Source organism: Volucribacter amazonae, assembly GCF_029783845.1.
Lineage (GTDB): Bacteria > Pseudomonadota > Gammaproteobacteria > Enterobacterales > Pasteurellaceae > Volucribacter > Volucribacter amazonae.
The window spans coordinates 2,267,145-2,286,837 of sequence record NZ_LWID01000001.1 but is presented as its reverse complement, the minus strand read 5'-3'; the positions used below and the strand labels follow the sequence as shown (position 1 = coordinate 2,286,837).

The 19,693-nt window shown below is 37.7% G+C and carries 19 protein-coding genes; 3 read left to right on the top strand and 16 right to left on the bottom strand.

From position 1 onward, the window contains the following. The first annotated feature begins 3 nt into the window (after positions 1–3). From A6A20_RS10955 to bioD, 3 genes are read left to right on the top strand one after another with little or no spacing between them, the layout of a single operon-like run. Positions 4–660 (top strand): DUF452 family protein, encoded by a 657-nt coding sequence (locus A6A20_RS10955; RefSeq protein WP_279573463.1) that lies wholly within the window; start codon positions 4–6, stop codon positions 658–660. After that, positions 651–1,421 (top strand): malonyl-ACP O-methyltransferase BioC, encoded by a 771-nt coding sequence (bioC, locus tag A6A20_RS10950; RefSeq protein WP_279573462.1) that lies wholly within the window; start codon positions 651–653, stop codon positions 1,419–1,421. The genes A6A20_RS10955 and bioC overlap by 10 nt, the downstream gene beginning before the upstream one ends. 13 nt (positions 1,422–1,434) lie before the next feature. After that, positions 1,435–2,079 carry a dethiobiotin synthase gene (bioD, locus tag A6A20_RS10945; RefSeq protein ID WP_279573461.1) on the top strand — a complete coding sequence of 215 codons (645 nt, stop codon included), beginning with the start codon at positions 1,435–1,437 and terminating at the stop codon, positions 2,077–2,079. Positions 2,080–2,181: 102 nt separating this feature from the next. Here the strand turns inward: bioD and A6A20_RS10940 are convergent, their stop codons facing one another. From A6A20_RS10940 to A6A20_RS10865, 16 genes are all read right to left on the bottom strand, one after another. Then, positions 2,182–3,030, bottom strand: coding sequence for a metal ABC transporter permease (locus tag A6A20_RS10940; protein ID WP_279573460.1), 849 nt, complete (start codon positions 3,028–3,030; stop codon positions 2,182–2,184). Continuing rightward, entirely contained in the window at positions 3,021–3,893 is an 873-nt protein-coding gene (locus A6A20_RS10935; protein WP_279573459.1) for a metal ABC transporter permease, read from the bottom strand. The genes A6A20_RS10940 and A6A20_RS10935 overlap by 10 nt, the downstream gene beginning before the upstream one ends. Continuing rightward, the gene (locus A6A20_RS10930; protein WP_279573458.1) at positions 3,893–4,774 is read right to left on the bottom strand and encodes an ATP-binding cassette domain-containing protein; all 882 of its coding nucleotides are present in this window, start codon (positions 4,772–4,774) and stop codon (positions 3,893–3,895) included. The genes A6A20_RS10935 and A6A20_RS10930 overlap by 1 nt, the downstream gene beginning before the upstream one ends. After that, on the bottom strand, positions 4,774–5,637 hold the full coding sequence (locus A6A20_RS10925; protein WP_279573795.1) for a metal ABC transporter substrate-binding protein: 864 nt from the start codon (positions 5,635–5,637) through the stop codon (positions 4,774–4,776). Before A6A20_RS10925 ends, A6A20_RS10930 begins: the two co-directional genes overlap by 1 nt. A gap of 435 nt (positions 5,638–6,072) precedes the next feature. Further along, complete coding sequence (gene gorA, locus A6A20_RS10920) at positions 6,073–7,428, bottom strand: glutathione-disulfide reductase (RefSeq protein WP_279573457.1); 1,356 nt, start codon at positions 7,426–7,428, stop codon at positions 6,073–6,075. A 212-nt stretch (positions 7,429–7,640) separates the two neighbouring features. Then, positions 7,641–8,483 (bottom strand): 23S rRNA (adenine(2030)-N(6))-methyltransferase RlmJ, encoded by an 843-nt coding sequence (locus tag A6A20_RS10915; RefSeq protein ID WP_279573456.1) that lies wholly within the window; start codon positions 8,481–8,483, stop codon positions 7,641–7,643. 275 nt (positions 8,484–8,758) lie between these two features. Beyond that, positions 8,759–10,498 (bottom strand): thiamine pyrophosphate-dependent enzyme, encoded by a 1,740-nt coding sequence (locus tag A6A20_RS10910; RefSeq protein WP_279573455.1) that lies wholly within the window; start codon positions 10,496–10,498, stop codon positions 8,759–8,761. 204 nt (positions 10,499–10,702) lie between these two features. Next, positions 10,703–11,320 carry a 2-dehydro-3-deoxy-6-phosphogalactonate aldolase gene (locus A6A20_RS10905; protein WP_279573453.1) on the bottom strand — a complete coding sequence of 206 codons (618 nt, stop codon included), beginning with the start codon at positions 11,318–11,320 and terminating at the stop codon, positions 10,703–10,705. Continuing rightward, a complete protein-coding gene (locus tag A6A20_RS10900) occupies positions 11,317–12,213 on the bottom strand; it encodes a 2-dehydro-3-deoxygalactonokinase (protein ID WP_279573452.1) in 897 nt (298 codons plus the stop codon). Before A6A20_RS10900 ends, A6A20_RS10905 begins: the two co-directional genes overlap by 4 nt. Further along, complete coding sequence (locus A6A20_RS10895) at positions 12,210–13,712, bottom strand: tripartite tricarboxylate transporter permease (protein ID WP_279573451.1); 1,503 nt, start codon at positions 13,710–13,712, stop codon at positions 12,210–12,212. The genes A6A20_RS10900 and A6A20_RS10895 overlap by 4 nt, the downstream gene beginning before the upstream one ends. 3 nt (positions 13,713–13,715) lie before the next feature. Next, positions 13,716–14,186, bottom strand: a complete 471-nt coding sequence (locus A6A20_RS10890) for a tripartite tricarboxylate transporter TctB family protein (protein ID WP_279573450.1) — start codon at positions 14,184–14,186, stop codon at positions 13,716–13,718. A gap of 69 nt (positions 14,187–14,255) precedes the next feature. Next, entirely contained in the window at positions 14,256–15,206 is a 951-nt protein-coding gene (locus A6A20_RS10885) for a Bug family tripartite tricarboxylate transporter substrate binding protein (protein ID WP_279573449.1), read from the bottom strand. A gap of 43 nt (positions 15,207–15,249) precedes the next feature. After that, the gene (locus tag A6A20_RS10880; protein WP_279573448.1) at positions 15,250–16,017 is read right to left on the bottom strand and encodes an SDR family NAD(P)-dependent oxidoreductase; all 768 of its coding nucleotides are present in this window, start codon (positions 16,015–16,017) and stop codon (positions 15,250–15,252) included. A gap of 23 nt (positions 16,018–16,040) precedes the next feature. Beyond that, positions 16,041–16,769 (bottom strand): IclR family transcriptional regulator, encoded by a 729-nt coding sequence (locus tag A6A20_RS10875; RefSeq protein ID WP_279573447.1) that lies wholly within the window; start codon positions 16,767–16,769, stop codon positions 16,041–16,043. A 405-nt stretch (positions 16,770–17,174) separates the two neighbouring features. Beyond that, a complete protein-coding gene (locus tag A6A20_RS10870; protein ID WP_279573446.1) occupies positions 17,175–18,656 on the bottom strand; it encodes an aldehyde dehydrogenase family protein in 1,482 nt (493 codons plus the stop codon). 193 nt (positions 18,657–18,849) lie between these two features. Continuing rightward, positions 18,850–19,692, bottom strand: a complete 843-nt coding sequence (locus A6A20_RS10865) for a Dam family site-specific DNA-(adenine-N6)-methyltransferase (protein WP_279573445.1) — start codon at positions 19,690–19,692, stop codon at positions 18,850–18,852. Position 19,693: the final 1 nt, after the last annotated feature.

Genomic DNA, 19,693 nt, shown 5'->3' with positions numbered 1-19,693 from the left:
ATCATGAACATCGCCCTAACTCAAACAACACCAAATGCCACACAACTGATTATCTACTTTGCTGGCTGGGGAACACCACCGCAAGCGGTACAGCATTTAGCCTTACCCAACGCCACCGATCTTGCTATTTGCTATGATTATCAAGATTTCCACTTCTCCCTTGATATCAACCAATATCAGCAAATTCACTTAGTGGCTTGGTCAATGGGCGTTTGGGTTGCAGAAAGGGTCATGCAAAAAATCCCCGTACAACAAGCCATTGCCATTAATGGCACAGGGCTACCTATGCACGATCAATATGGTATTCCTGTTTCAATATTTAATGCGACCTTAAATCAACTTAGTGCCAGTAGTCGGAGCAAATTTGAACGCCGTATGTGCCAAAGCAAGGAGCTTTACCAACAATATCAGCAACTGACAACGAACCGTAGCCTGAATAATATTCAACAAGAATTACAATGGCTACACCAACAGCTCAATGCTGATCAACGCCACGATTTAATTACTTGGAATCGTGCTATCATTGGCGAGCAAGACAAAATTTTTCCCGTAACAAATTTACAGCAATATTGGCAATCTCGTTGCCCTATTCAGTATTATCCGCTACCTCATTATCCATTTGCTTATTTTCGCCATTGGGATCAGCTATTATGTCCATAAATAAACAACAAATAGCCCAACAGTTTGCCCAAGCGAGCCAATCTTATGATCATCAAGCTAAGGTGCAACAACAACTTTATCCGCTACTCATTGAATTATTACGCCCCTACCAACAACATTTCTCACATATTTTAGAGATTGGTTGTGGTTCTGGTGGTTTTAGCCGTTGTTTACAACAACAATTTCAAGCGGAGCAATGGACATTCAATGATCTTTGCCCACAAAATTTACCCCTATTACAACAAAAAATTGAAAAAACAGACCGCACTTTTTTTTGTTTTGGCGATGCAGAACAAGTTCACTTTCCACACCATTATCAACTGATAACCGCCGCCTCAAGCCTACAATGGTTTAATAATATTCCGCAATTTTTACAACGTTGTGCCAGCTTACTTGAACCTAAAGGCTATTTATTATTTAACGTCTTTACCTCACAAAATTTAACCGAAGTACGTCAGCTCACAGGCATAGGCTTAAATTATCCAAGCCTTATCCAATGGCGACAATGGCTTACCAAACAATTTGACATCATTGCCGAACAGCAACTCAATATAGCCCTTTATTTTGATCAACCTATTGCCGTATTAAAACACCTCAAACAAACTGGCGTTACTGCCACTTCCACAGGAAAAGGTTGGAGTAAACAAAAATACCAAGATTTTATCCAACAATATCGCCAGCAATTTAGTAATCATCAAGGGCAAGTTCGCTTAACCTATACCCCCCTATTATTTTTAGCTCGCAAAAAATCGGAACAATAAACAAGGATAAATTATGAGCGCAAACATCGTTTTTATTTCTGGCATAGATACCGACATAGGCAAAACCATTGCCACAGGCATTTACGCCAAGCGGCTTATGCAACAAGGCTATTCCGTTATTACACAAAAAATGATCCAAACAGGTTGCCAAGGAATTGCCCAAGATATTCTTTGTCATCGTAAAATTCAAGGCATAGGACTTACCGAAGAAGACAAAGCAGGCCAAACCTGTGGTTATGTGTTGGATTATCCTTGCTCGCCACACCTTGCCGCTGAAATGCAAGGTATCAAGATTGATACAAAAAAAATTGCCAAACAAACCGCACTTTTAGCGGAAAAATATGATTATGTACTGATTGAAGGAGCGGGCGGACTTGCCGTTCCCTACGATGAAAAACATACTAGCTTAGATTATTTACACCAATATGGCTACCCCGTTATCTTAGTAACATCAGGCAAATTAGGCAGCATTAATCATACCTTGCTAAGTTTAATGGCTTGCCAGCAGTATCAAATTAAAGTTCAAACCGTCATTTACAATCTCTACCCAAACAGCGATCCCTTAATTAACCAAAATAGCCAACAATTTATTAAAAATTATCTCGCCCAACATCACCCAGACTGTGAGTTTATGTTACTAGAACAAGTTGATTTATAGCCATTTCAATTTATAGTTGTTTTTAAAATGAAACGGCTATATTAATTGGCGAGAAAATAGCAATAACTAGCAAAAAGTGCAGTCATTTTTCCAAATTTTTTGCTAGCTTGGATTAGTTTCCATACCGAGCGACAGGCGTATTTTAGACCAAATTAATGCGAACAAAAAGAATAGGGCTTGCAATAAAATAATACAAGGTCCTGTGGCGGCATCAATATGATAACTTAATAATGTGCCTAGCACAGTGGAAAATACGGAAGTAATTAAAGCGATCAGTAGCATCATATCAAAACGATGAGTGAGTAAATAAGCGGTAATACCCGGCGAGATTAACATTGCCACCACTAAAATAATTCCCACCACTTGCATTGCAGTAATAATGGCTAAAGCTAATAAGATCAATAAACCATAATGTAAACGGCGAATGGATAATCCTGCAACCCTTGCGTGGCTAGGATCGAAGCAATATAACAAAAAATCTCGTCTTTTCGCTACAATTACAGCAAAAATTAACAAACTAATAATAAGCGTTTGGATAAGTTCGGCTTGGCTAATGCCTAATAAGTTACCAAATAAGATGTGCATTAAATGTTGGTTGGTTTCTACCTTAGTAAACAGCACTAAACCAAAAGCAAACATTCCCGCAAACACGATGCCCATTGCTGTATCTTCTTTAATACGGCTATTTTCTTTTAGATAACCCACGCTGACTGCACAAAAAATACCTGAGAAAAATGCCCCAATAGCCAGTGGAATGCCCAATAAAAATGCAATAACAATACCCGGTAAAACAGCGTGTGAAATAGCATCGCCCATTAATGACCAACCTTTTAAGACCAAATAACAGGATAATACAGCACAAATAATCGCTACCGTTAATGCGGTTATCAAGGCATTTTGCATAAAAGGGAAAACAAAAGGCTCGGTCAACCAATTCCAAATTATTTGCATGATTGCTCTCCTATGTTCATATTGCCTTTATTTGCTAAACGTTGTTTGACTAGTCCATATTTAGGGGCAAAAAAGAAAGCCAGTAGAAAACACAAGGTTTGTAAACTAACGATAATCCCCCCTGTTGAGCCGTCAAGATAATAACTTAAATAAGCGCCGATTCCACTGGTTAGTACGCCAAGTAATACGGCAATAATAATCAGTTTACCAAAACGATCCGTTAATAAATATGCGGTTGCCCCCGGGGTAATGACCATTGCGATGACTAAAATCGCCCCAACCGTTTGCAAAGCGGCAACTACACAAGCACTTAATAGGGTAAAAAATAAAATTTTATAGGCTAATGGCGATAACCCCACAGAACGAGCATGGGTTTCATCAAAAAAGACTAATAACAGATTTTTCCAATGTAAAATAAGAAAAATAAGGCTAATAGCGATAATCCATAATACTTGGATCATATCACTATCACTGATGCCAAGCACATTACCTAATACGATAGATTGTACATCAACCGAGGTGGGATTTAAGGAAATAATCAATAAGCCAATGGCAAAAAAAGTGGTAAAAATAAAGCCAATTACCGCATCTTCACGCAATTTGGTAATGGATTTTATCCATAAAATAGCGACTGCCGCTAAAAAACCAGAGAAAAAAGCCCCTAAAGCATAGGGTAAAGCAAAGGCATAAGCAATGGCGACACCAGGTACAACCGAATGGGATAACGCATCGCCAATTAATGACCAACCTTTTAGCATTAAATAAGCGGATAAAAAAGCACAAATTCCGCCCACCGCAGCACTGACAAGAATAGCCTTTAACATATAATTATATTGAAACGGCTCAATAAGCATCTCCAGCATTATGGTTTACCTTTATCATTTTTAATAATGGGGGCAGGTGGATCGCATTTGGTATGTCCATAAAATACCGCAGGGCGTTCATCATCGGTTAAGACGGTTACCGCTCGTGGATCTTCATCATCATGTAAATCATCGCCCAATAATTTAATATGGCGTAATACCCCACCAAATACACGTTCTAAATTTTCTTGGTTAAAAGTACTTTCTATATTTCCTGTAGCAAGAACGGTGCGATTAATCATCACCACTTGATCACAAAAATCTGGCACGCTACCTAAATTATGGGTGGACACTAAAATTAAATGCCCATCAGCACGTAATTGATTTAACAGATCCACTATGGCATTTTCCGTTTTGACGTCCACGCCCGTAAAAGGTTCATCAAGCAAAATAATTTTACTTTGCTGTGCCAAAGCACGAGCAAGAAAAACCCGTTTTTTTTGTCCACCAGATAGTTCACCAATCTGACGATGGGCTAAATGCTCAACATTTACCCGTTGCATCGCCTCTGCGACTTTCTGCTTATCCTGTTTACTGGGAATTCGCAAGAAGTTCATATAACCATAACGCCCCATCATAACCACATCATAGACTGAAACAGGAAATGCCCAATCTACATTTTCGCTTTGCGGAACATAAGACACTAAATTTTGTTTTAAGGCTTGGTTAATCGGCAATCCGCACAGGGTAATATTGCCTTTAGTAGGGCGCACTAAGCCCATTAGGCTGTTAAATAAGGTGGATTTACCACTGCCATTTACTCCTAATAACGCACAAGTCATACCTCCTTGCAACGCAAAGCTAACATCATAAATGGCAACGTGTCCGTTGCTATAACGGACACTGACATCTTCAACATGAATAGAAACTAATGATGACATTATTTATTAAAACCCTCTACAATGGTAGATACCGTTGTATTCAATAAATCAATATAGGTTGGCACAGGACCATCGGCAGTAGATAAAGAATCCACATATAACGCACCGCCGTATTTCGCCCCTGTTTCTTTCGCCACTTGTTGGGCTGGTTTTGGCGAAATTGTGCTTTCACTGAATACCACAGGAATGTTATTTTTCTTGACTAAATCAATTAATTGACGCACTTGTTGCGGCGTTCCCTGTTGCTCGGCATTAATTGGCCATAAATAAGCCTCTTTATAACCATAATCATGAGCTAAATAACTAAATGCCCCTTCGCTAGTTACAAGCCAACGTTGTGATTCTGGCACTTGGGATAATTTAGCCCGCAACGGTTGATCTAATAACTGAATTTTCTCCGCATAGGCTTGTGCGTTTTTGCGGTAAGTATCAGCATTTTTAGGATCATATTTGATTAATGCGTTTTTAATATTTTCAATATAAATCAACGCATTTGATGGCGACATCCAAGCGTGTGGATTAGGCATGTCTTTATAAGCCCCCTCTGTAATGGCAATAGGAGTAATGCCTTCCGTTACAACTACCGATGGTTTATCTTTTACATTTTGGAAAAAACGCTCAAACCAACGCTCTAAGTTTAAGCCATTCCACAACACCAAATCCGCTGATTGTGCTTTCACAATATCCTTTGGTGTGGGTTGATAATCGTGAATTTCTGCCCCCGGTTTAGTAATAGATTCCACTACCGCCGCATCACCCGCCACATTTTGAGCAATATCCTGAATGACGGTAAAGGTGGTTAATACTTTAAATTGTTGAGCTTGAGCAGTTATTCCCACACAAAACAGGGCAAGTCCTGTCATAAAATACTTTAATTTCATTGTTATCTCCTAGAATTGAGGATCAATATTAAAATATTGATCAGTAGAATATAATTTTTTCCATTTATGTATTTTTATGTAAATCCATAAATAGCAAATTAATATTACTTCAATTCCTCAACAAGTCAAGCGTTATTGATAATGATTATCAATAATAACCCATAAGAGTTATAGGGTTATTAACTTAATATTGACCATCTAAACTTGATATATCAAACAGTTGACTGATGAAATCTATGTTAAACCATAGGCTATACCATAACCTATGGTTTAAAACAGAAACACTTTTAAAATGGAACGACTATAAAAATCACATTTCATTATTGCTACTATGATTAATATTTAACAACAAGTGCGGTGGTTTTTAGCAAAATATTTTGCTAACGCACCGCACTTTAATTTATTCAATCCCCTTTATTAACGCATCGTTACAAATTCTTCCGAACCTGTTGGGTGAATAGCAACGGTATTATCAAAATCAGCCTTAGTCGCTCCCATTTTAATGGCAACAGCAAAACCTTGGATCATTTCATCAACACCAAACCCAATGCCATGTAACCCAACAATTTTTTCCTCTTTACCTACACAAACTAACTTCATACGGCAAGGCTGACGGTGTTGCGTAACGGCAGTGTACATGGCAGTGAAACTGGATTTATACACCTTAACATTGTCTTCCCCATATTGTGCAATAGCTTCAGGTTCGGTTAAACCAATAGTACCAATCGGTGGGTGGCTAAATACCACTGTTGGCACTAAATTATAATCTAAATGTTCATTTGGTTTATTATTGAATAAACGTTCAGATAAACGGCGACCTGCGGCGACTGCCACTGGCGTAAGTTCAATACCGCCCTCAATAATATCGCCCACCGCATAAATACCTGCCACATTGGTATTTTGGAATTTATCTACCTTGATAAAACCACGTTCATTAGTAGCTACGCCAGTGGCTTCAAGATTAATCACATCCGTAGCAGGCTCACGCCCAATCGCCCACACTAAACAATCCACATCGGTACTGCGTCCGTCTTCTAATGTTAAAGTTAATGAACCATCTGCATTTTTTACCACTCGTTGCGGAATAGCTTGAGTATGTAACTGAATACCATCTTGTTCAAAAACCTCCATTAAAGTTTCATACAACATCGGATCCATTGAACGCAATGGTGCGTGTTTACGCACAAATAAATGACTTTCCACACCAAAACTATTAAACACCCCTGCAAGCTCTACCGCAATATAACCTGCCCCAACAATGGCTACACGTTTTGGCAATTCACGCAAAGCAAATACGCCATCAGAGTCAATACCATATTCCGCTCCCTCAATATTTGGACGAGATGGACGACCACCTGTTGCAATCAAAATATGATCCGCGGTAATTTTTTCGCCATTCACTTCAACGGTTTTACTATCTACAAATTTAGCGAAACCTTGAATAACATCAACATTATTTTTACTTAATACATTATTATAAGAATTATGAATACGCCCAATATAAGCCTCACGACTTTCCACTAATTTGGCATAATCAAAGGATTTTAATTCAAGATCAAAACCATAATCTGGTGCATAAAGTTTCACTGCTTCAGCAATTTGAGCCCCATGCCACATCACTTTTTTCGGCACACAACCTACATTGACGCAAGTTCCACCTAAATGTTTTGCCTCAATAATGGCACATTTTTTACCATAGCTCGCCGCACGATTAATTGAGGCAATGCCCCCACTACCGCCACCAATAGCAATATAATCATAATGTCTTGTCATTTTTCTATCCTTTTAAAATATTAAAAAAATTTGCCCTATTGTGCTAGAAATTCACTTATAAGGCAAACGGATTGAATAGATTGGTTTGATTGGTGTTATCAATGGTTTAAGTACGATTACTTAACTATTAAAAATATATACATCAAAAGTGCGGTGTGTTTTGATAACATTTTTATCATTTTACTGTTTTACAATACCTAAATGGATAATTCTCACTCCCCCACAAGCCAATCCACAGTCCAATGCCCTGTTCCTGTGGGAACTAAACAATTCACTAAATAAGGCAATAATTGTTTTATTTGACTTTCTAACTGCCAAGGTGGATTAATCACAATCATACCACTCGCTGTCATACCTCGCTGTTGATTATCAGGGGCAACGGCAAGTTCAATTTGCAAAATTTTATTAATGCCCGTTTGTCGTAACCCATTGATCATACGTTTGGTTTGCTGACGTAATACCACAGGATACCAAATAGCATAAATCCCTGTTGCAAAACGTTTATAGCCCTCCTCAATAGCGTCTACCACCCATTCATAATCTTGCTTTAATTCATAAGGCGGATCAATCAAGATCAACCCTCGCCGTTCCTTAGGAGGTAAGGTTGATTTTAACTGCTGAAAACCATTTTCACGTTTTACCTTTACATTAGCAAATTGACTAAAATTATGACGCAATAAAGGGAAATCCGTAGGGTGTAATTCTGTCAATAACGCCCGATCTTGTGGACGTAACAAAGTGGCAGCAATTAACGGTGATCCCGCATAATAACGCAAAGTTTTACTGCCATTTAAACGCTGAATTAACTTCACATAACGTGCTAATTCGGAGGGTAAATCCGTTTTATCCCATAAACGTGCAATCCCCTCTTTATATTCCCCTGTTTTTTCCGATTGAGAACTGGTTAATTGATAATGCCCCGTCCCCGCATGGGTGTCTAAATAATAAAATCCTTTGTCTTTTTGTTGTAGGCTTTCAATTATCAACATTAATACTAAATGTTTTAATACATCGGCATGATTGCCTGCATGAAAGCTATGACGATAACTTAACATAATAAACCTTAATTTGTGCAAAAATTTTGGCAAAGTGTACCGCACTTTGCTATAAATAAGAATAGCAGAATAAAAGCAATTTTTTTGATTATTTAATATAAAGAAAAAGTGCGGTAGGTTCTAGGATTATTTTTAGAGCTACAAGTAGTACAACGAAGCGTACCAACGCTATATTATTTACTATAAAAGCAAAAATAACCGCACTTCGGAGTATTCTCAAACAAAAGTGCGGTCTATTTTCGTTATTTTTTACCGATAAAACAATGCGTTATTTTTTAGAATAAATCCTTAACGTGTTTTATTCCTGCTTTTGCGGCGGCAATCACTTCTTCTGTTTCGCCTGCATAGGCTTTTTTCATCATTGAAGTCATAAAACCACGCACTTGAGCAAGGCTAGTATGTGGTGGAGAGCTTAGTGCATCAGATGAAGTATAGATATTGACTAAAGCAGGGCCTTGATGAGCAAAGGCTTGTTTTAAGACATCTTCCACTTCGCTACCTTTATGGGCGGTAAAGCCTTTAATGCCCATAAGATCGGCGATTTTTTCAAAGGGTGGATTAACCATATTGGTTTGCCAGTCCACAAAACCGTGAGCTTGCATTTCTAATTTCACCATACCAAGGCTACGGTTATTAAACACAATAATTTTAATCGGCCATTGGTATTGCATAATGGTGGCTAAATCGCCGAGTAACATAGATAAGCCACCGTCGCCACAAAGTGCCACAATTTGACGTGGGGTATTGGTGGCAGCGGCGCCAATCGCCATAGGCATTGCATTTGCCATTGAGCCGTGATTAAAAGAACCTGTGAGGTAGCGATCTTTTTTGCGTCCAATAAAACGGGCTGCCCAAACTACTGTCATACCTGTATCTACGGTCATAATGGCGTCATCAGCGGCTAGTTCATTGACTAAGTGGGCAACATATTCAGGTTGAATTTCGTCTTCTTTGCTTTTTTCGGTGATATAGCTATTGAAATTCGCTTCTGATTTGGCAAATTCTTGTTGCATTGCTTGCAAGAAAGTGCGGTCAGTTTTGGCATTAATTAATGGCAGTAATGCTTGTAAGGTATCCGCAATATCGCCAGCTAAGCCTTGAGTTAATTGAGCTCGGCGTCCTAAACGTGCAGGATTAATATCAATTTGTACGATTTTATTGTTGGTTGGTAAAAATTCAGTATAAGGGAAATCGCAACCTAACATCACTAACACTTCCGCTTTATGGCAAGCATCATAGCCAGAACGGTAGCCCAATAAGCCATTAAGCCCCACTTTGTGTGCATTATCATCGCTATCAAAGAAAATTTTGCCACGGAAAGTATAGGCAATCGGTGCGTTTAATTTTTCCGCTAATTGACGTACTTCAGAGACCGCATTTTGGCAACCGTGTCCACAATAAAGGGTAATGTTTTTGTGCTGATTGAGTAAGTCTGCCAACTGTTGCAATTCTTGATCATTCGGGCGGAAAATCGGTTTTGCAGGATAATGTTGTGTTGCGGTACTAATGGCTACTGCTTTAGCGGAAGCCACATCGCCAGGTAAGCCCAATACGGCAACGCCACGTTGTGCTACGGCATTTTGCAATGCCGCTTGTAACATATGTGGTGTTTGCTCTGCGGTATTAGCAACGGCGACAAATTTACTGCAATCTTGGAATAAATAATAAGGGTTGGTTTCTTGGAAATAATCTTGAGCAAATTTATTGGTTGGACAAGTGCTGGCAATGGCGATCACTGGGTTGCCTGAACGGTTAGCATCATATAAGCCATTTACTAAATGCACATGTCCCGGCCCAGAACTGCCCATACAACAACCTATACCATTTAATTCTGCATCCATTGAAGCCGCATAAGCCGCCACTTCTTCGTGACGAACGTGAATCCATTCGATCTCACCATTACGACGAATAGCATCATTAACTGGGTTTAAGCTATCGCCAGTAATGGCATATACCCGTTTTACCCCTGCCTCAATTAACATTTCAACAACTTGATCGGCAACAGTTTTATTCATTTTATTCTCCTCTGTTGATAATAGTTTGTATAAAAATTCGCTTTATTATAATGAAAGTGTGGGTATTTGCTAACGTCTCTTACGTTGTTTTACGTTATAGTCGTTTCACTTTAAAATAACACTGTATTGGCACGCCTCGCCGTACTCTTTGTACTCTCTTCGGCGTGCCGCCTTGTCTTAGTTTAAATTGAAACCACTATACATTTAATTGATTGTTTGTAGAATACTTTTGGTTTTATTCAATACCGTAGCTGTATCATCTCCTACATTAAATAGCCCGTTACCTATACCAATGCCATCACAATATGTTAAATATAAATGAATATTGTGATGGTTAATACCACCAACCGCAATAAGTTTACTTGTCACTGGCAAAACAGTACGCCATGCCTTAATTGTTTGTGGTGATATGGCTTCGGCAGGGAATATTTTTAATGCATCAGCACCATGGTTTAATGCTAAGAATGCCTCGCTTGGGGTAAAAACACCAGGTAACCAAAGCATTTGTCGCTGTTTGGCAGCGATTCCTACTTGTAAATCAAGATTCGGAGCGATGATAATTTTTCCTCCTGCTTGATAAACTTGTTCTACTTGTTGATCAGTTAATACTGTTCCTGCTCCTATAATAGCTTTATGTTGAAAAGTATCTGCTAATCGCTGAATACTTATAAAAGGATTGGGAGAATTAAGGGGAACCTCAATAATTCTAATGCCAAGATCATAGAGAATTTGGCTAATAGCTAGGCAATTTTGTGGTTGGATCCCTCGTAAAATAGCAATAATAGGATTTTGTTGTAAATATTGAGAAAATAACTTATTCATAGCAAACCTCTTTGATATTGATTAAATATGGTTAAAGCTCCTAAGCTAGCTGCATTATTGGGTACAATTTGACTGCGGTAATTTAGATGAGCGAGGGCTTGTTGATAAAGTTGAGGTAATTTTCCATTACCTAAAATCCAAATATCAGGATAAGCATAATTTGAGGCACCAATTTCAGCACCAATTAGCATACCACTTAAAAAACTTGCTGCCTCTTGAGGGGGGAGTTTGGCTATTAATACTTGGCTACGTGCTTGAAATATAATATTTAATAAATCCCCTGCGTGTTGAGTTTGATAGGCTAATTCTACGCCTTGATAAAACCAAGGTGATGTTTCGCTTACTTTAGATCCAAAACTTCCTAAAATAGTGGCTTGACACAGGGCAGAAAACATTTCACCCGTCAAAAAAGTCTTGAAGTCTGTTAACAATCCCTGTTCAATTTTGACTACTTTGGAATGTGTACCGGGAATAATCATCGTGGTATCTATGAGATTTAAACTGGTTATTGCTCCGATGATTTCTGTTTCTTCACCACGTAATACATCGGTATCTTTGCCTGTTTTAGCAACACCTGCAATAATATAGATTTCTATTTCTGGTTCATTGAGTTTTACTATACCTTGTGCTAACGTCTGACTATTACAGGGGAGAGAAACATAAGGCACTTCATACCACCCATTTTTTGAGCCAATCATTCCTGACATAATAATGGGAATATTGGCTTGGTATCCCGTTAGTTGACCAAGATTTTGTTGTAATACTTGTTTAAAGGATTGATTTATTTGTGTAATACCTTGGTTATTTGCTATTGTTTCTATTACTTTTCCTTCACTTGTGACCAAGTTGGCTCTAAATGATGATGTTCCCCAATCAACAGTAATAATGTTCATAAATTAACCTCGCTACGTTTGATATATTGATACAGCTGTTTTATTAGTGGAAAAAAGAGGGTAAGTAATGCAATAACAAATAATGTTAAGGTGATTGGTCTAGTATAGAGAAAATCTAAATGACCATTGTGTAAAGCTAGTGCTCTTCTGAAATTAGCTTCGGCCATTGGTCCCATAATCATGGCTAAGACAATAGGGGATACAGGAAAATCCCGCATTCTGATAAAATAACCAATGATGCCAGCGATTAACATAACTCCTATATCAAAAATTGTATTATTGATTGCAAAAGTGCCAACTAAACAAAGCGTTAATATTATAGGTATTAAATATGCCTTAGGCATTGATAATATACGAACCAAATATTTTAATGTAGAGAAACCAACAACAAATAATGCAATATAACAAATAAACATACCTGCAAATAAAGTGAATAAAAGTTCACTATGTTCTGCAAATAATAATGGACCGGGCTGTAATCCTTGCAATGTTAATGCCCCAAGCATCACAGCGGTTACGGCATCACCAGGTATGCCCAAACTAAGCATAGGCAACATAGCACCACCAGTACAACCGTTTGATCCCGCCTCGGCAGCAATGACGCCTTCAATACGCCCAGTACCAAATTTTTCTTTATATTTAGAAAAACGCTTAGCCTCATTATAGGATACAAATGCCGCAATATCGGCTCCAGCACCCGGAATTGAGCCAATAAAGCTCCCAATTAATCCTGATTTAATCATTAGCGGAGAATATTGTTTCACTTCTTGTAATTTCGGCATGATTTTAGGGATCTGAATATGATTTCTTTGAATATCATTTGATTCAGCAATAGATTTAAAGACTTCTGATCCTGCAAATAAACCAATCATCACTGGGATAAAAGGCACTGTCATTAATTCATTGTTACCGAAAGTAAAGCGAGGATAGCCAGTCATTGGATCTAGCCCAATGGTGGAGACTAATAATCCTAGCATTCCAGCAATCAAGCCTTTTAAAATTGATTTACCTGAAATACCAATAATGATACTTAATCCAAATAAGGCTAAAGCAAAATTTTCTGGAGCAGAAAACTTCAATGCAAATTTAGCGAGAATAGGCGACATAAAGGTTAAAACAATGACACTAACCAAACCTCCTATTACCGAGGCCATCGTAGCAAACCCCAAAGCCTGTCCCGCTTTACCTTTTTGGGTTAAACTAAATCCATCTGCAGCAGTGGCTGCCGCCGCAGGGGTACCGGGAATATTAATTAAAATTGCTGTAATTGAGCCACCATAAATTCCGCCAAAAAACACCCCACTTAACATTAATAAGGCAACGACGGGTTCCATACCAAAGGTAAAAGGTAACAAAATAGCGACGCCCATAGTCGCGGTTAATCCGGGTAATACGCCTAATATCAAACCAAAACAAATGCTTACTATACCAAATAGCAATGCAGTTGGATTAGCAAATAAATGGCTAAAACCTTGTAATAATAGTGTAAGATTTTCCATAATTTATCCCTCCAAGAATTGTCCCATAGGAAGAGGGACATTCAATAATTGTTGGAAGATAAGATAGACAAATAAAATTAATAATAAATTGAGTAAGATAATGTGATATTTATTTTTAATACCAAGTAATATCATGATAGATACAGAAAAAATAAAGGTAGCAAGATAAAATCCAATCAGATCTATCAGTAAAATGGTGATAGTATTTAGTCCTATTGCGATAAATGCTTTTTTTAAGCCTGTTAAATAATTGTGGGTTGATTGGTTTTTGATAAAAATGGTACGGATTAATCCTATACCACATAATACACTCAAACTAATAGAAAATATTAAGGGAAAACGTGCAGTACCAACGTCATTGGCTAAATTAAATGTTGGGAATGTTGTACTATGTAATGCTGCACCTATCCCAATGATTAATAAGAATAAATAAATGATGATACTCAAATAGTCGTATTGTTTTGCTGATGACATCTTTTATCTCCTTCTTTAGTCGGTTAATAAGGGGGCTTGACGAATAGTTTTAGTCAAGCCAACCAATATTTATTGTACTAATCCCAGTTTTTGCATAATTTGTTGGAAAAATAAATTATCTTTTTTAATGATCTCAGCGAAAGATTCGCTATCTAAATAAACTGGTGTAACATTCATTTTTTCTAAAGCTGCAATAAATTCAGGATCATTTCCTACTTTTGCTGCGACTTCAGCGAGTTTTTGTTGAATTGCGGGGGAAGTATTTGGAGGAACAACTAATCCTCGCCATGTTGAAATAGATAAATCAACTCCTAATTCTTTTAAAGTAGGGACATCAGGAAATTGTTCTACCCTTTGCTCTGACATCACAGCAAGGATTTTTATACTCCCATTTTTGACATGGCTGATAACTTCGGCTGGACTAACGGTTACTGCCTCAATATGCCCTCCTAATAACTCTGTAACAGCTGGATTTGCTCCAGCATAAGGAATATGTTTAAACTTAGCACCTGTTTTCTCCCCTAAAGCCTCAGCAGCAATATGCCAAATGGCACCAGACCCCGAGTTTCCTATACGGATTTTGTCAGGATTTTCCTTTGCATAATCAATAAATTCTTGATAATTACTCCAAGGAGCATTGGCATTTACCGAAATAGCAGCAGGTTCGGCATTTAACAAAGCAATAGGAATTACATCAGTTGCTTTCCAATGTACTAAACCAAGATTTGGTAACATGGTTAATTCAACAGTGCCAATACCAATTTTATATCCATTAGGACGTGCAGTAACAATTTCGGTTAATCCTACAGCACCACCGCCACCTGTTTTATTAACTACACCCATATTGTGCGGTAAATGTTTATTTGCCATTTCAACAAAAGCACGCGCCACAAGATCGGTTCCTCCTCCTGCCGCATAAGGCACAATAACTTCAATATTTCTCGTAGGATAATTATTGGCGAATAAGGAGTGAGTTACCATTAATAAACAAAAGATTAAGCATTGTGTTAGTCGTTTCATCTTTTTATCTCCTATAAAATAAGGGGGAATAGATTGGCTAAAATTAAGGCATATATTGTCCACCATTTACATTGATAATTTGTCCTGTAATATAGCCTGAGGTTGAATGAGAAGCTAAAAAGGCAAAAGCGGGAGCCATTTCAGCAGGTTTACCAAATCGCCCTAAAGGAATCGTTTTATTAATCATCTCCCTGGTGTTCTGATCTTTATCAGCATGAAAATCCGTATCCACAGTACCAGGTGAAACAAGATTAAAACGTATGCCTTCTTTGGCATGGGCAATTGCCCAAGATTTATTTATTGTATGTAACCAGCCTTTTGCCGCTGCATATAGCGATGCTCCTGGCCCACCTCCCATATAAGCAGCAAATGAACCAACACTAATAACAGAAGCAGTCCAGTTTGGTTGTTGGGCGGATAAAATTAAATAAGGTAAGCAATGTTTGGTCATATATTGCACAGAGGCAACATTAAGATCAAAAACTTTATCCATAAAGTTTTGCTCAATATCATAGAGTTGTTTTCTTCCTACTAGCCCTCCTACATTATTAATTAATATATCAATGCCACCAAATTCTTGAACGAACTCATTAATAAATGTTTGACATTGTTGTTCTTGGCTAGCATCAAAGCAATAGAATTTAACTTGCCCTTCAATCTCTTGTAGCAGTTGATCAAGATTATCTGGTTTATGCCGTGCTGTCATTGCCACTTTTGCTCCTAGTTTGGCAAATAATTTCACTACAGCTAATCCAATCCCCTTGGTTGAACCAGTTACAATGACTTTTTTTTCTTTGAGATCAGTAAACATAATTTCTCCTTTAAATAAGTTAGTTAGAGGTGGTTTTCAATATCATTGGATATTTGTTGAGAAACGATTTTTAGTTGTTTAACTAGCTGATACATTCGTTCCGTAGGCATATAAAGACTGATACTCGCAATGGAGATTGCTGCAATAATGTTGCCATACTTATTTCTTATTGGCACAGCAACGCAATGTAGAAATTCACTATTGTCCTCTAAATCAAAACTAAAATCTTGCTGGCAATATTGTTTCATTCTTTGTTTTATTGCCTCTTTCTTATGATCAGCAACATAACGCCCAATTAATTTTTCAATTTCTGTTTGAGGTAAATCTAGCATTAAGGCTTTACCAATCCCCGTGACAACAAGAGGTAGACGATCCCCAATTTTAGAACGCATTTCAATGGCTCGGTTGCCCGGAATTTTCTCTAAATAAAAAACATAATCACCTTCACGTACACCTAAATGTACGGTATCACAAGTTTGCTCTGATAATTTTTTTAAATAAGGAAAAGCAATAGCTTTTAATGGCATTTGTTCTTGTGCCAAAATACCTAAACGAATTAAATTTGTACCTAGTACATAACCGATACCTTTAACATCACGAATATAATTTTCATTCGCTAAACTTTTTAAAATACGGTGTGTTGTCGTTTTAGGTAGTTGTAAATGTTTCTGAATATGCGTCAACGTTCGATAGCCCAATGCAATCGCTTCGATCACCTTTATTCCTTTAGTCAGGCTTTTAGATACTGCCATAAATGAACTCCTTCACTAATTCAGGTGATATAAATTATTCATGATTAAATAAAAATTTAATGTGATCTTATTCAAATTTTCAAAAATAGATTTAATTGTTCCGTTATATGGGAAATTTTTGTTGAGGGGGGAATTAGAAAAGCGATTTACTCCTATAATAAAGAGGGCAAATTCATTGAGTGAGAAATTATAGTCAGTGATACAGCGTTGGCACGTTTCGCCGTACTCTTTGAACTATCTTCGGCGTGCCGCCTTGTCTTAGTTTAAATTGAAACGATTATAGTTTGAATGGGGACATTTTATGCTTAAGTGCGGTCAAATTTTCAATAATTTTAAAGCAGACAATAAAAATCAAGCCAAACAATTTTTGTTTGGCTTGCTGTTCATTATCTTGTGATTGCTTATTTAATACATTCCCTCACGCTCTTCGCGCAAACTAATATAAATATTTTTTACTTGCGTATAAGCAGAAAGCATCATTTTATGGGTTTCTCGTCCGATACCAGAGGCTTTATAGCCACCGAATGGCGCACCTGCTGGTAAGCGATTATAGCAATTTACCCACATACGTCCTGTTTGTATTGCTTTGGCAACCCGTAATGCACGATTAATATTCATTGTCCAAACCGCACCACCTAAACCATATTCGCTATCATTTGCCATAGCAATGACTTCTTCTTCCGTTTTGAATTTGATAATCGTTGCCACTGGGCCAAAAATCTCTTCTTGGGCAATTTGAGCTTGATTGTTTGGCGCGGCAAGCAAGGTAGGTTCAACAAACTCTCCTTGTGCTAATTCTCCAGTTATTTTGTTACCACCAGTGATAACTTGACAGCCTTCTTGCTTACCGATTTCAATATAGTTCAAAATGGTATCAAGTTGCCCCTTGTTCACTTGCGCTCCCATTTGGGTATCATCTTCCCAAGGTAAACCGACTTTCACTTTTTTAAATTCTTCTGCCAAGGCAGTAACAAATTTATCGTAAATGCCCTCTTGTACAAAGATACGTGAGCCAGCACAGCAAACCTGTCCTTGATTAAATAAAATCCCTTTTTGAGCCCCCTCCAGTGCTTTATCAAAAGGCATATCATCAAAGAAAATATTTGCGGATTTGCCACCAAGTTCTAAGGTGGCAGGAATAAGCATTTCCGCAGCAGCAATACCGACTTGTCGCCCAATTTGGGTTGAGCCAGTAAAGGCTAATTTGTTAAAACCTTTATGGTGTAACATATATTCGCCTGATTGCGAGCCTTTTCCTGTGATCACATTTAATACCCCTTTAGGAAGTAAATGATGAATTTTTTGAACGAAAGACAACAGGCTTAAGGAGGTAGTGGAAGACGGGTGAATAACAATGGTACAGCCCGCCGCTAAAGCAGGAGCAATTTTCCAAGCTGCCATTAAAAATGGGAAATTCCAAGGGATAATTTGCCCAACAACACCGATAGGCTCGTGCAATACAATAGAAAGATCTTCTTGATCAATTTGGTTTACCGATCCTTCTTCTGCCCGAATAACGCCTGCAAAATAGCGAAAATGATCCGCAGCCAATGGAATATCGGCGGCACGAGTTTCACGAATAGGTTTGCCGTTGTCTAGGGTTTCCTGTAACGCAAATAATTCCGTATGTTCATCAATAATATCGGCTATTTGGTTTAAGATTGTGGCACGCTCTGTAACTGTGGTATGACGCCAAGTTTTTAGAGCTTGTTGTGCTGCGTTAATCGCCATATCAACATCTTCATTAGTGGCATTAACAAAAGAGGCTAAGGGTTGGTTATTGGCTGGATTGTAAGAGGTAAGCATTTCACCTCGGCTACCCATTGTCCATTCACCATTGATGAATAAGCCATATTGCTTATCAAAGACATTTAAATTTTTAGCCATAATTTATTCTCCATAACGAGTGCTTGGATTTTGGATAAAATTATGTTTTATCCAACGTAGTCGCCAATCAGGGAAGATTGACTAATTTTCATTCTATATGATTTATTTTTAATTTCAATTAACATTAATGTAAAGATATTGTTAATGATATGTTTTTTTATTAATTGATGATAAATGTAAATTTAGGAAAGAATTATTTAAACACGGCAATCAGTTCATTAACTTTAATGCGTTTTTGAGCTGAATGACTAATGGAACGTTGGACTTTAATTTTTTTGATTTTTGCCCCTTGATAGATTTCGCGGGTAAAAGCGGTATCGTGATTAGAAATAATCACAGGAATATTATGTTGAAGAACCGTTTTTTGAGCAAGTTCAGCTAATTCTCGTTGATGAATTAGCGTAAATTCTTTTTCAGCGTAATGGGTAAAATTACTGATTTGCTCAAGAGGAGCATAAGGTGGATCGCAATAAATTACCGAGTTTTTATCGGCAAGTTGGAAGGTTTCACGAAAATCTTTGCAAATAAACACCGCACTTTGTGCTTTTTGGGCAAAAAAGCGGAGTTCACGTTCAGGGAAATAATGGGTTTTATAAGCCCCAAAGGGAACATTAAATTTATTCTGTGAATTGTAACGACATAAACCATTAAAACCAAAACGGTTAAGGTATAAAAATAAAATAGCACGTTGATAAATATCTTGCGATTGATTAAATTCGTCCCGTTTTAAATAATAATAGCTAGCAGTATTTGCCTCAGGGTGAAAAAAAATCGGTTTGCAATCAGCAATATATTGCTCAACATCTTGTTTCACAATATTGAATAAGTTAATTAAGTCAGGATTAACATCCGCCAAAATATATTGCTTAAAATTACTATTGAGAAAAACCGAACCCGCTCCCACAAAAGGCTCAATTAAACAGGCTTTGCGTTTAGGCAATAATTGGCTAATTTGTTCGGTAAGACGATATTTTCCCCCTGCCCATTTGAGGAATGAACGTGATTTAAGGGCAGGTTGGGATACAGCTTTGGTCATA

Excerpts from the sequence above, each read along its gene's own strand:
- A6A20_RS10955 (WP_279573463.1), top strand. The coding sequence starts at position 4 with ATGAACATCGCCCTAACTCAAACAACACCAAATGCCACACAACTGATT.
- bioC (WP_279573462.1), top strand. The coding sequence starts at position 651 with ATGTCCATAAATAAACAACAAATAGCCCAACAGTTTGCCCAAGCGAGC.
- bioD (WP_279573461.1), top strand. The coding sequence starts at position 1,435 with ATGAGCGCAAACATCGTTTTTATTTCTGGCATAGATACCGACATAGGC.
- A6A20_RS10940 (WP_279573460.1), bottom strand. The coding sequence starts at position 3,030 with ATGCAAATAATTTGGAATTGGTTGACCGAGCCTTTTGTTTTCCCTTTT.
- A6A20_RS10935 (WP_279573459.1), bottom strand. The coding sequence starts at position 3,893 with ATGCTGGAGATGCTTATTGAGCCGTTTCAATATAATTATATGTTAAAG.
- A6A20_RS10930 (WP_279573458.1), bottom strand. The coding sequence starts at position 4,774 with ATGTCATCATTAGTTTCTATTCATGTTGAAGATGTCAGTGTCCGTTAT.
- A6A20_RS10925 (WP_279573795.1), bottom strand. The coding sequence starts at position 5,637 with ATGACAGGACTTGCCCTGTTTTGTGTGGGAATAACTGCTCAAGCTCAA.
- gorA (WP_279573457.1), bottom strand. The coding sequence starts at position 7,428 with ATGACAAGACATTATGATTATATTGCTATTGGTGGCGGTAGTGGGGGC.
- A6A20_RS10915 (WP_279573456.1), bottom strand. The coding sequence starts at position 8,483 with ATGTTAAGTTATCGTCATAGCTTTCATGCAGGCAATCATGCCGATGTA.
- A6A20_RS10910 (WP_279573455.1), bottom strand. The coding sequence starts at position 10,498 with ATGAATAAAACTGTTGCCGATCAAGTTGTTGAAATGTTAATTGAGGCA.
- A6A20_RS10905 (WP_279573453.1), bottom strand. The coding sequence starts at position 11,320 with ATGAATAAGTTATTTTCTCAATATTTACAACAAAATCCTATTATTGCT.
- A6A20_RS10900 (WP_279573452.1), bottom strand. The coding sequence starts at position 12,213 with ATGAACATTATTACTGTTGATTGGGGAACATCATCATTTAGAGCCAAC.
- A6A20_RS10895 (WP_279573451.1), bottom strand. The coding sequence starts at position 13,712 with ATGGAAAATCTTACACTATTATTACAAGGTTTTAGCCATTTATTTGCT.
- A6A20_RS10890 (WP_279573450.1), bottom strand. The coding sequence starts at position 14,186 with ATGTCATCAGCAAAACAATACGACTATTTGAGTATCATCATTTATTTA.
- A6A20_RS10885 (WP_279573449.1), bottom strand. The coding sequence starts at position 15,206 with ATGAAACGACTAACACAATGCTTAATCTTTTGTTTATTAATGGTAACT.
- A6A20_RS10880 (WP_279573448.1), bottom strand. The coding sequence starts at position 16,017 with ATGTTTACTGATCTCAAAGAAAAAAAAGTCATTGTAACTGGTTCAACC.
- A6A20_RS10875 (WP_279573447.1), bottom strand. The coding sequence starts at position 16,769 with ATGGCAGTATCTAAAAGCCTGACTAAAGGAATAAAGGTGATCGAAGCG.
- A6A20_RS10870 (WP_279573446.1), bottom strand. The coding sequence starts at position 18,656 with ATGGCTAAAAATTTAAATGTCTTTGATAAGCAATATGGCTTATTCATC.
- A6A20_RS10865 (WP_279573445.1), bottom strand. The coding sequence starts at position 19,692 with ATGACCAAAGCTGTATCCCAACCTGCCCTTAAATCACGTTCATTCCTC.